The organism is Rhizobium phaseoli (assembly GCF_010668805.1).
Taxonomy (GTDB): Bacteria; Pseudomonadota; Alphaproteobacteria; order Rhizobiales; family Rhizobiaceae; genus Rhizobium; species Rhizobium phaseoli_A.
The window spans coordinates 126556-138441 of sequence record NZ_WUFT01000006.1; the positions used below are offsets into that span (position 1 = coordinate 126556).

The 11886-nt window shown below is 60.9% G+C and carries 10 protein-coding genes and 1 tRNA gene; 7 read left to right on the top strand and 4 right to left on the bottom strand.

Annotation, left to right across the window (positions count from 1 at the left end):
• Positions 1–127 precede the first annotated feature (127 nt).
• Positions 128–1285 carry a pyridoxal phosphate-dependent aminotransferase gene (locus tag GR197_RS11205; RefSeq protein WP_164009346.1) on the top strand — a complete coding sequence of 386 codons (1158 nt, stop codon included), beginning with the start codon at positions 128–130 and terminating at the stop codon, positions 1283–1285.
• A gap of 28 nt (positions 1286–1313) precedes the next feature.
• Here the strand turns inward: GR197_RS11205 and GR197_RS11210 are convergent, their stop codons facing one another.
• Together GR197_RS11210 and GR197_RS11215 are read right to left on the bottom strand one after the other, a co-directional pair.
• The gene (locus GR197_RS11210; protein ID WP_164009348.1) at positions 1314–2651 is read right to left on the bottom strand and encodes a DUF2778 domain-containing protein; all 1338 of its coding nucleotides are present in this window, start codon (positions 2649–2651) and stop codon (positions 1314–1316) included.
• Positions 2652–2858: 207 nt separating this feature from the next.
• The gene (locus tag GR197_RS11215; RefSeq protein WP_246724540.1) at positions 2859–4727 is read right to left on the bottom strand and encodes a PHA/PHB synthase family protein; all 1869 of its coding nucleotides are present in this window, start codon (positions 4725–4727) and stop codon (positions 2859–2861) included.
• A 146-nt stretch (positions 4728–4873) separates the two neighbouring features.
• Between GR197_RS11215 and GR197_RS11220 the strand changes: the two genes are divergently transcribed.
• From GR197_RS11220 to recJ, 5 genes are all read left to right on the top strand, one after another.
• On the top strand, positions 4874–5287 hold the full coding sequence (locus GR197_RS11220) for a hypothetical protein (protein ID WP_164009350.1): 414 nt from the start codon (positions 4874–4876) through the stop codon (positions 5285–5287).
• A 220-nt stretch (positions 5288–5507) separates the two neighbouring features.
• Complete coding sequence (locus GR197_RS11225; protein WP_164009351.1) at positions 5508–6725, top strand: LL-diaminopimelate aminotransferase; 1218 nt, start codon at positions 5508–5510, stop codon at positions 6723–6725.
• A 60-nt stretch (positions 6726–6785) separates the two neighbouring features.
• A complete protein-coding gene (locus GR197_RS11230; RefSeq protein WP_164009353.1) occupies positions 6786–8111 on the top strand; it encodes a homoserine dehydrogenase in 1326 nt (441 codons plus the stop codon).
• Between the two features lie 158 nt (positions 8112–8269).
• Positions 8270–8515, top strand: a complete 246-nt coding sequence (locus GR197_RS11235) for a hypothetical protein (protein WP_164009355.1) — start codon at positions 8270–8272, stop codon at positions 8513–8515.
• Positions 8516–8595: 80 nt separating this feature from the next.
• Positions 8596–10398 (top strand): single-stranded-DNA-specific exonuclease RecJ, encoded by a 1803-nt coding sequence (gene recJ, locus GR197_RS11240; RefSeq protein WP_164009357.1) that lies wholly within the window; start codon positions 8596–8598, stop codon positions 10396–10398.
• Between the two features lie 47 nt (positions 10399–10445).
• On the opposite strand, the gene GR197_RS11245 is transcribed toward recJ, so the two are convergent.
• Positions 10446–10520, bottom strand: a tRNA-Glu gene (locus tag GR197_RS11245).
• Positions 10521–11162: 642 nt separating this feature from the next.
• Complete coding sequence (locus GR197_RS11250; protein WP_164009359.1) at positions 11163–11414, bottom strand: helix-turn-helix domain-containing protein; 252 nt, start codon at positions 11412–11414, stop codon at positions 11163–11165.
• Between the two features lie 171 nt (positions 11415–11585).
• Here GR197_RS11250 and GR197_RS32740 point away from each other — a divergent pair, with 171 nt between their 5' ends.
• Positions 11586–11885: a DUF6634 family protein gene (locus GR197_RS32740; protein WP_318035650.1), complete on the top strand. Its 300-nt coding sequence runs from the start codon at positions 11586–11588 to the stop codon at positions 11883–11885.
• Position 11886: the final 1 nt, after the last annotated feature.

Here is an 11886-nt window from a genome sequence, read left to right on the forward strand (position 1 = left end):
GGTACGGTGCGTTCGGTTCTCTTCAAACAGGAATTTTCATCCCAGCGTGACCCTCGCGGGATTGTGATGAGCCGATTAATGCGGCAATTGTCGGGCCATCATTGCAGAAGCCGAGCGAGAAGCGATCTTGTTTTCCATATCGAAACGCAGCGAAGTCGAGCCTTTTCATGCCATGGACGTGCTGGCGGAGGCGACGAAACGGCGGGCAGCCGGTCATCCCGTGATTTCGATGGCGGTCGGTCAACCCTCGCATCCAGCCCCCCAGGCTGCCCTTGAAGCAGCGCGCGCAGCCCTTGCCGAAGGCCGGATCGGTTATACCGATGCGCTGGGAACGGCACGGCTGAAATCGGCACTTGCCCGGCACTACAAGGATCGCCATGGCCTGGAGATCGATCCCATACGGATCGCCATTACCACCGGTTCCTCGGCCGGCTTCAATCTCGCCTTCTTGTCGCTCTTCGATGCCGGCGATGCTGTGGCGATCGCAAGGCCTGGCTATCCCGCCTATCGCAATATCCTCGGTGCACTTGGCCTGAAGGTTGTCGAAGTGCCGGTAACCGCCGAGACCCACTTCACCCTGACGCCTGAAAGTCTCGAGTCGGCGCAGAAGGAAAGCGGCATAACGCTGAAAGGCGTGCTGCTCGCAAGCCCCGCCAACCCGACCGGCACGGTGACTGGCCGCGATGGGCTGAAGGCGCTTGCGGATTACTGCGCGGCCCATTCCGTCGCCTTCATCTCCGATGAGATCTATCACGGGCTGACCTTCGCCGGCGAGGAGGCAAGCGCGCTGGAGCTGACCGACGAGGCGATCGTCATCAATTCCTTCTCCAAATATTATTGCATGACCGGCTGGCGAATCGGCTGGATGGTGCTGCCGGAACGCCTGGTGCGGCCGATCGAGCGTGTGGCGCAAAGCCTCTATATTTCCCCGCCCGAGCTTTCCCAGATCGCCGCCGTGGCCGCGCTCGGTGCCGGCGACGAACTTGATCGTTATAAGGCGAGTTATGCCGCCAATCGTGACTTGCTGATGCGCCGCCTGCCGGAGATCGGCCTTTCGATCGCGTCACCGATGGACGGCGCCTTCTACGCGTATCTCGACGTCACCCGCTTCACCAATGACAGCATGGGCTTTGCCAAACGCATGCTTGCGGAAATCGACGTCGCCGCAACACCCGGCCTCGACTTCGATCCGCTGGAAGGAGATCGAACCCTGCGTCTGTCTTATGCGGGCTCGGAAGCTGAGATCGCCGAGGCGGTGGAGCGAGTCGCTGGCTGGTTGAAGTAGCGCCAGCGGCGACGCGCACTCCTAGGGGTCAACTGCGCGATGAAAACAGCGAGGCGAGCGTCGAAGCTGGTTTGTTGTTCAGCCGCGGCACCACCACAAGCTGCCTGATGTCGCCGCGCTTGTAGGCGGCGAGGAAGCGCTTGTAATCCTTGAAGGAGACGCAGCCGTTGGAATCGCCGTTTCTGCCGAGCATGTAGGTGTGGGCAAGCAAGCCGACACGGTCATAGATGGCGTCCGAGCCCTCGAGCGGGGTCAGACGCAGCGCCTCGACACCATGGAAAAGGCTCTCGCGCATGGTGAGGGCATAGGTGTGCGGCGGCGTCGGCCCGTGCATCTTTTTGTCCACGTAACGCGGGTTGTCGCGCATCTTGCCGAGACCGGAATGGGCTTCCAGCCTCTCGCCGTTCGGCAGATAGACGGTGCTGTTCTCGATGTCGTAGATCGCCACACCGGCGCGCAGCTTCGGCGAGAAGACCGGCTTGTCGTAGCGCGGCACTGCATCGTCCTTATCGTCCTCGATCGGCGAGTTCGGCTGGGCGTAGGCAAGTGCAGGTCCGCCGGCGCGCTGCGAACCCTTGGCGACCGGCGCCGGCTTGCCGATAAGGCCGTCGGGACGTGCCATCGGCAGCGGCACCGAGTCTTCGTCCGGTGTCAGCACCAGATCGAAAGGCGGTGCGCCGTCCGCTGTGGCAACGACCACCGGTGCGGGTTCCGGGGCGGGAATTGCGGCGGTGCGGACCGGAGATGCGGCTGGTTCGACCGGAGCCGGTGCGATCTGCCGGGATCCGGCGTCGGCAAGTGCCAGCAGCGCCGGGAGTTCGGCAGCGGCGACGGCCTCCTTCGAGGGAACGATGATCCGGTCGCCGTCATCTTCTTCGGTCGCTGCCGAGGCGAGCTCGACCGGCGCCGGCGTGATCACATCATCCTTGTGGAATTTGGCGCTGTCGGAAATTGCCGCCACGACGGGCTGCTCGGCAGCCATGACAAGCTGATTGTGTTTTGTAAGTGCCGCCAGTGCCGTTGCGGCGGCAGTCTTTTCGGCGTGGGATTGAATAAGGCTCGCCGTCAGCGGGATCTGCGGCTTCGCATCGAAGGCGGCCAGCCGGTCGGCCTTGCCGACATGGATCAGCCGTTCGTGGGGTGTCGCCGGTTTGGCCTTCGGCGCGGAGGCCACCTGCGTGAATCTGTCGGGCGGAGAAACGGGCGCGGCCACCGAATGCATCGTCGCCAAGGTCGCAATCAACCATGTGGAGGTCAGAAATCCGGCGCCGACGACGCCGTAAAGAAAGCCGCGAGATCCGCGCAAACGAAAGGCAGATCCGCCAAGAGGGGTGACGTCATCGAACGTCCCGACCGCAAACGCCATACTACACTCGTCTTTCAAACTCGCTACGCAGGCCGGCGGCACTGACTGACTACACTTCGCCGGGGCCGGTGTAGGCGCAAGTGGGCCGAATTTAGACCACTCGCGACTTCCGACTGTCGTGCAAGGATGACGAATTATGGTTTCTAATTTATTTACGCCGTGTCGCTGTTTCTCGCGACGTCTCAAAAAGAGATGCGTTGGGCCTTTTCAGGCGCGTTCCATCACATAACTTCCCGGGGCTTCCTCGATGGCATTCAACGCATCGCCGCCCGGTTTGCGCGCTGGCACGCGCCTGCCGTCATGGGTCTCTATCCAGGTCTGCCAGTGCGGCCACCACGATCCGGGCGTCTCGGTTGCCTGCTCGATCCAGGTCTCGTACTCGCCCTTGGCGGGGCCGCCCGTCCAGAATTGATACTTCTTCTTATCGGGCGGGTTGACGACGCCGGCGATATGTCCCGAGCCGGTGACGACGAATTCCACTTTGCCGCCGAAAAACTGGCTGCCGAGAAAGACGGACTTCGCCGGCGCGATGTGATCCTCGCGGGTGGCGAGATTATAGATCGGGATCTTCACGTCCTTCAGCGACACCGGCTTGCCGTCGAGGACCATCTGGTTCTGCGTCAGCGCATTCCTCAGATAGCAGTTGCGCAGGTAGAAGGCATGGTTTGCCGCCGCCATGCGGGTCGAATCGGCGTTCCAGAACAACAGGTCGAAGGGCAGGGGATCCTGGCCCTTGAGGTAGTTGTTGACGAAATAAGGCCAGATCAGCTCGGAAGCCCGCAGCATGTTGAAGGCCATCGACATCTTCGAGCCGTCGAGATAGCCGGCCGCCTGCATATGCTCCTCGAGCGCTGTCAGTTGCTCCTCGTCGACGAAGACCTTGAGGTCGCCGGCATGGGTGAAATCGACCTGGGTGGTAAAGAGCGTCGCAGTCTTGATGCGCTTGTTCTTCTCCTTGGCGTGCAGCGCCAGCGTTGCCGCTAGCAGTGTGCCGCCGACGCAGTAGCCGACGGCGTTGACGTCCTTCTCGCCGGTTGCCTTCTCGATCGTCTCGAGCGCGAAATCGATGCCTTCGCGGGCATAGGACGCCCAGTCCTTATCGGCGTGGCGCGCATCCGGGTTGACCCAGGAAATGACGAAGACGGTCTGACCCTGGTCGACGCACCATTTGATGAAGGATTTCTGCGGGTTGAGGTCGAGGATATAGAATTTGTTGATCCAGGGCGGGCAGATCAGCAGCGGCCGCTTCAGCACCGTTTCGGTCGAGGCCTCGTACTGGATGATCTGGCAGATGTCGTTCTGGGCGATCACCTTGCCCGGCGTCAGCGCCATGTCACGGCCGACGACGAATTTCGTCATGTCGGTCTGGCGAAGGCGAAGATCGCCGTTGCCGGCAGCGATGTCCTCGGCAAGCATCTTCATCCCCCGCACCAGGTTTTCGCCGCTGGTTGCGATCGTCTCGCGGTAGAGCTGGGGATTGGTGGCGATAAAGTTGCTGGGCGAAAGTGCTGCCGTGATCTGCTTCACGTAGAAGCCGGCCTTGTGCTTGGTGTGCTCGTCGAGGCCGTCGGTCTCCGACACCAGCTTCTCCGCCCAGTCGGTCGTGATGAAATAGACCTGGCGCAGAAAATCGAAGAACGGATTCTTCTGCCAGTCTTCGTCGGAGAAGCGCTTGTCCTTGCGGGTGTCCGGCTCAGCGGACAGAGGCTCGCTCTGCATGCCGTGCGTCGCTTGCATGCGCTGCATCGAGCGCATCCAGATGCCAAAAAACGAGGACATCAGCTGCGTCTGCGCCTCGAAAGTGCGGCGGGGATCGGCAATCCAGTATTCGGTGACCTTGGAAAGCGTCTTGACCATGTCGGTCATTGGATCGACTGCGGTTTGACTGATCTCGCCGCGCTCGCGCGGCGCCAGCCAGGCCGAAGCTGCCTGTCCGAGATTTTCGAGCGCCCGGGCGAAATTCATCGCCATGGTCTCGGGATCCTTCAACAGATAGGGATCGAGATCGGTCGCATCGAAACCGGCTTTGCCGCCATTCTTCTGGCCGCCATTCTCCTGCTTGCTGTCGGTCACCATTTCCTCCGGCGGCAGCACTGTTTTTATCCAATCGTTGTACATCGTGATTGAACGAGAAAACAAGTTCCACCCACGCCGCCTCATGCTATTGCTTTGTCGCTGCGACAAATTTAACAGTCGACGCAGTCAGAACTGGATTTTGAGGCATGACGAAGAACGGCATTCGGCGCATCGCAACCTTCAACCGCACCGCATTGATCTGCGCCGCGGCGGCGATGGCCCTTGCCGGATGCAATCTGACGGCTGAGCAGAAGGCCGCAGCCGCCGCCAAGCGAGCGGCACCAACCGCCGTCGTCATGCCGGCCACCAAGGGCGATGCGGTCGAGGGCGGACTGGCAAAGTCGCCGGACGGCTATCCGAATTTCGGCGCGCCGCTGACGGCCGCCAACGTCCAGATGAGCGACGAGCAGGCGGCCGAACTGCAGCATCAGCTGACCGCACTTGCCGCCCGGCGCAAGGCCGGCACGATTTCGGAAGCCGAATATCAGGCCAAGGCCGCGGAAATGCGCCGTCTCGCCGCCGAACACGGCGCGGATACGCTCTCCGAAATCTCCAAATAGACCTTGCCTTTCAGGCAATTTGGACGCAAAGCCTTCCGGATGGATCGGAAGACAAGATTTTCCCGATAATGCGCGTTCCGCGGCCTTTCCGTCAAAGATTTGCCGCGTGTTTTGGGTCTGATGAATACGGCGCTGCGATTCTGAAGTTCGTGTCGCAGCCGCCGGGAGACGGAACGAACTTCGACTGCGGCCCGAAAGCCGCCTTTCCATGGGGAATGAAATGGAAGAGTTTCACAAAGTCCGGCGTTTGCCGCCTTATGTTTTCGAACAGGTCAACCGTTTGAAGGCAAGCGCGCGAGCGGGCGGCGCCGATATCATCGATCTCGGCATGGGAAACCCCGACCTTCCCACTCCCCAGTCGATCGTCGATAAGCTGTGCGAGGTCGTGCAGGATCCGCGCACCCACCGTTATTCGTCCTCGAAGGGCATTCCGGGGCTGCGCCGCGCTCAGGCCGCCTATTATGCCCGCCGTTTCGGCGTCAAGCTCAACCCGGATACCCAGGTGGTCGCTACCTTGGGCTCCAAGGAAGGCTTTGCCAACATGGCGCAGGCGATCACCGCGCCGGGCGACGTCATCCTCTGCCCGAACCCGACCTATCCGATCCATGCCTTCGGCTTCCTGATGGCGGGCGGCGTCATCCGCTCCATGTCGGTGGAGCCGGACGAAAGCTTTTACCCGCCGCTCGAGCGCGCGGTCCGGCATTCGATCCCGAAGCCCTTGGCGCTGATCCTCAACTACCCTTCGAACCCGACGGCCCTTGTCGCGACGCTCGATTTCTACAAGGACGTTATTGCCTTCGCCAAGAAGCACGACATCATCGTGCTTTCCGACCTTGCATATTCGGAGATCTACTTCGACGGCGCCCCGCCGCCGTCGGTTCTCGAAGTGCCCGGCGCAATGGATATGACGGTCGAGTTCACCTCGATGTCGAAGACCTTCTCCATGCCCGGCTGGCGCATGGGCTTTGCCGTCGGCAACGAACGGCTGATCGCCGCACTCACCCGCGTCAAGTCCTATCTCGACTACGGCGCCTTCACGCCGATCCAGGTGGCGGCGACGCATGCGTTGAACGGCGACGGTTCCGACATTGCTGAGGTTCGCAACGTCTACAAACGTCGCCGCGACGTCATGGTCGAAAGCTTCGGCAAGGCCGGCTTCGACGTGCCGCCGCCGGCGGCCACCATGTTCGCCTGGGCAAAGATCCCGGAAAAGTTCCGTCATCTCGGTTCGCTTGAGTTTTCCAAGCTGCTGGTCGAGAAGGCCGACGTCGCCGTTGCCCCAGGCATCGGCTTCGGCGAACAGGGCGACGACTACGTCCGTTTGGCGCTTGTCGAGAACGAACACCGCATCCGCCAGGCTGCGCGCAACATCAAGAAGTTCATGTCGACGGCAGACGAAACGATGCACAACGTCATTTCGCTGAACGCGCACCGCTAATCCAACTCTAAGGCAGCCGCGTCCTGCGGCTGCCGCCACACAGACATTCAGGATCGATCCATGGCAGATGCCCTCAAAATCGGCATTGCGGGCTTGGGCACCGTTGGCGCCTCGCTAGTCCGCATCATTCAGCAGAAGAGCAACGAGCTTGCCGTCACCTGCGGGCGTCCGATCACCATCACCGCGGTTTCCGCGCGTGACAAAACGAGGGACCGTGGCATCGATCTTTCCGCCGTCACTTGGTTCGACCGGCCGGAAGACCTTGCCGAAAAGGGCGATATCGACGTCTTCGTCGAGCTGATGGGTGGCGCCGAAGGGGCTGCCAACGTCGCCGTGCGCGCCGCCCTGCAGCGTGGTCTCCATGTGGTGACAGCCAACAAGGCGCTGCTTGCCTATCACGGCGTCGAGCTTGCGACGATCGCCGAGGAGAGGGGCGCGCTGCTGAATTTCGAGGCGGCAGTCGCCGGCGGCATTCCCGTCATCAAGGCGCTGCGTGAATCGCTGACCGGCAATTCCGTCTCGCGCATCTATGGCATCATGAACGGAACCTGCAATTACATCCTGACCAAGATGGAGAAGGAGGGGCTTTCCTTCGCCGAGTGCCTGAAGGAAGCGCAGCGCCTCGGTTATGCCGAGGCCGATCCGGCCTTCGATATCGAGGGCAACGACACCGCCCACAAGCTGTCCATCCTGACGACGCTTGCCTTCGGCAATCGCATCGCCGCCGATGACATCTATCTCGAAGGCATCACCAACATCTCGATCGAGGATATCCACGCTGCAGCCGAACTCGGTTATCGCATCAAGCTGCTTGGCGTTGCCCAGCGCACCGATACCGGCATCGAGCAGCGCGTCCACCCGACCATGGTGCCGGTCGATTCGGTCATTGCCCAGGTCGACGGCGTCACCAATGCGGTGGCGATCGAATCCGACGTGCTCGGCGAACTGCTGATGGTCGGCCCCGGCGCTGGCGGCAATGCCACGGCCTCGTCTGTGCTCGGTGACATTGCCGATATCGCCAAAAGCCAGCCGGGCGCCCAGCGTGTCCCGGTGCTCGGCCATCCCGCAAAGGCGCTGGAGCCCTACCGCAAGGCACAGATGCAGAGCCACGAGGGCGGTTATTTCATCCGCCTGACCGTGCTCGACCGCACCGGCGTCTTTGCCAGCGTCGCAACCCGAATGGCCGAAAACAACATCTCGCTGGAATCGATCGTCCAACGCTCGAAGCAGCATCTGGCGCCGTCTCACCACCAGACGATCATTCTCGTCACCCATGCGACGATGGAAGAGTCGGTGCGCAAGGCGGTCGCCTCGATCAAGTCGGAAGGTTATCTCTTCGGCGAGCCGCAGGTAATTCGAATCGAGCGGCCGAAAGAGGACGGCTGAGCCCTCCCGATCATCTCGATCCGTTGAACCGCCCGTCTCTACCGGGCGGTTTTTTTATGATTTTTTCAACCTTCCCTTACGGAAGTCTATATTAACAGATACCGAAATATTGATATAACTAAACCGGAGATTGGTGAGTCGTCTGCGTGGAGAATTTCATGAGCAAGGACAGCCACGCCGGAAAGGGGTATGGCTGCCCGGGCGAGGTGCCGCCGGACCGTCCTGATATGCTTGAGGAAATGCTCAAGCCGACCTACCGTGAAATTCCTCACGAGGCTCCTGATGAGCCTGATGGCGACGAACAGACAGAAGGCCGCAACTGGGCCATTCTGCTGACGCTGTTTTCGGTCATGCTGGTGCAACTGGGCGGCATCGCCCTGATCGTCTGGGCGGTGTTCTGGTAAAAATCCGTGTCTGCAAATCCATCGCTATGTTATCTCCGCTGCTTCTGTAGAAAGAGCAGATGAAGTCAGCGGAGTGTGGCATGGCAGATCCCGTCGATCCGATACAGCGCGCGTTTTTGGGCGTGGAGAAATCCGCGCTCGACAATCGCTGGGTGGCGCGGCTCGACCAGGCAGGGCAGAACCGGGCGCTCGCCATGTCGCAGATCCACGGTCTGCCGGATCTGATCGCCCGCGTGCTGGCCGGGCGCGGCGTGACGGTGGACGAGGCGATCGAATTCCTCGATCCGACGATCCGCAGCCTGATGCCCGATCCCCATAAACTGACCGATTGCGAAAAGGCGGCAACCCGCCTCCTGAGCGCCATCGACCGCGGCGAGAATGTTGCGATCTTCGGCGACTACGACGTCGACGGCGCGGCCTCCTCGGCGCTGATGTTTCGCTTCCTCAGCCATTTCGGCGTCAAGGCGAACATCTATATTCCCGACCGCGTCTTTGAAGGTTACGGCCCCAACCCGGCGGCGATCAACCAGTTGATCGACAATGGCGCCCGGCTGATCGTCACTGTCGATTGCGGTTCGACCAGCCACGAGGCGCTGGCGGCCGCCGCCGCCCGCAATATCGATGTCGTCGTCATCGATCACCACCAGGTGACACATGAGTTGCCACCCTGCCATGCGCTCGTCAATCCGAACCGCGAGGACGATCTCTCGGGGCAGGGGCATCTTTGCGCGGCCGGTGTGGTCTTCATGGTGCTGGTCGCGACGCTGAGGCTGCTGCGCGCCGCCGGCAACAAGCGCATCCTGGCGCTCGACCTCTTGCAATGGCTGGATATCGTCGCACTGGCGACGGTCTGCGATGTCGTGCCGCTGAAAGGCCTCAACCGCGCCTATGTGGTGAAGGGGCTGGTCGCCGCCCGCCACCAGAGCAATGCCGGGCTTGCAGCCCTCTTCCGCAAGGCGGGGCTTGCAGGCCCGGTGACACCCTATCATTTCGGCTTCCTGATCGGCCCGCGCATCAATGCCGGCGGTCGGATCGGCGACGCGGCACTTGGAAGCCGGCTGCTGACGCTTGACGACGCCGGGGAGGCTGATGTGATCGCCCAGCGCCTCGACGAGCTCAACCGCGAGCGCCAGGCGATGGAGACCATCATGCTGCAGGAGGCGGAAGCCGAGGCGCTCGCCGAATACGGCGACGGCGAGGGCGCCTCCGTTATTGTCACCGCCCATGAGAAATGGCATCCGGGCATCGTCGGGCTGATTGCTGCGCGGCTGAAGGAAAAGTTCAAACGCCCCGCCTTTGCAATCGCCTTCGATCCTTCCGGCCGCGGCACCGGCTCGGGCCGCTCCATCAACGGCTTCGACATGGGCAGGATGGTGCGCGCTGCCGTCGACGAGGGGATACTTGTCAAGGGCGGCGGCCACGCCATGGCCGCCGGGCTCACCGTCGAGCGCGCCGATCTCGGCAGGCTGAGGACCTTCTTCACCGAGAAGTCGGCAAGAACGGTGGCGAACCTCGTCGCCAACGAGACGCTGAAGATCGACGGTGCGATCGGCGCAAGCGGCGCCACGCTCGAACTCATCGACCGCCTGGAGGCCGCAGGCCCCTACGGCTCCGGCCATGCACAGCCGCTCTTTGCCGTGCCGGCGCATCGTCTGCGCGACGCGCGCCTGGTCGGCGAGAAACATGTGAAGGTGACGATGGAAGCAATGGACGGATCGCGGCTCGACGGCATCGCCTTTCGCGCCGCCGATACGCCACTTGGCAATCTTCTCCTCAACTCACGCGGCGCCAGCCTGCACGTGGTGGGTTCGCTGGGCGCCGAGCATTACCAAGGCGCCCGCCGCATCCAGTTGCGCGTCTGCGATGCTGCGCCGGCAAAATAAAAACAGCCGCGCAAAAAGTCTGATGATGAGGATGAGAGGGAAGAAAGTGGTACGCCCTAGGGGAGTCGAACCCCTCTTCCCAGAATGAAAATCTGGTGTCCTAACCGATAGACGAAGGGCGCTTCCTTCGTGGTGGCGCCCTTATAGTCAGCACCTTCAAAAGCCGCAAGCGCCAAGACGCGAAAAAATCTTCGTTTTCGCCGATTTTTTTGCGTCTGTGGAAAAACGCGGCGGGATGAGGCGATGCAGCCAAAACAGCGCGCTCGCGGATGTGGCAGGCCAGCTCGATGATTACTTAGCCACCGAGAAAGTCTCCCTGGAAAAGCAATGAACTCTACAGTGAGTCACCGGGTTAGACATACAAGTGCCTGGTCAAACCCAACGCCCAGGCCTGATGCTTCTATGTGGTACGCCCTAGGGGAGTCTTCTTCCCTATTCCGTATTCTGTACGCACCCCTAAGGAAAAGCTAGAAACTTATCTGCCGACTAGGCGGATTCCGTTCAAGTCATTCGAATGCAAGGAGGGACGAGCGCTTATCCAAATAGCAGGTCGAGGACCGACTTGCTTTCATTCGAATTACAAAACAGTGTCGGGCGCAGCCCGTCATTTTTCCGACCGAAGGTCGGTCTTCGGCTTTAGCTTACTCATAGGTAACGAATCTCGACGGTGCTTTGGAATTCCGCCTTGCGATAGTTTTGCTTCGCACGATGGGGTAGGAAACACAGGTTTCCCGAACGCGTTGAGATGAAGTGCTGGCGTGTGGTCAGCTCTCAGGAAGAGACGGCTCGTCGCCGTAGTCATAGTTCATAAAAGTTGTCCGGATTCCCCAGCCCGCCGCGCCGTCGCGTTGAATGAATGAAATGCCGCGGCCCTTGTAGTGGCGCATGAGCTTTTCCACGCTGGCGATCCCAGCCGTACCTGCCTCGGCCATTTGAATCGTTTTCCTGCTCACGCCAGAATCCAGCGACACCTCGGTCTGCGACAAACCAAGAAGATTGCGTGCGGCAATGAGCATGCGAGGTGGCGGTCTCATCAAGGACTGAGTGTCATCAATTCCTTTGCAGGGCAAATAATAGTTGACAAGCGCTCATTTGGCGCAAATAAAGAGTCAAAAAGCGTAAAAAGATACGCTATATGATCAGAACCGCGCCGAGGCACTCTCGCGCGAATCGAATGAGGACAACACGTGACTTACCGATGGCTCGACGGCGCGACTGTAGTCCGTCTTTTGCACGATCTCCGACGCGTTGAGTCGGGCGAGTTGGAAGATTTCCAGACCGATGAGGCGCCTATGCTCGGGAACTATAGGCCAGTGATCGGGCAGGCGTTTGCACTGAAGGGGATTGTGAGCGGTCATCCGCGTCTCAGTGACGGCAAGGAGATCGTCACGAGTCAGCTCTTTTACCTCAACTCCGAGATCGGCATCGCACGAACAATGAACCGCTGGTACCGCCTGTGTAGCAGTGTTCGGAACCAGGGGCACTGAG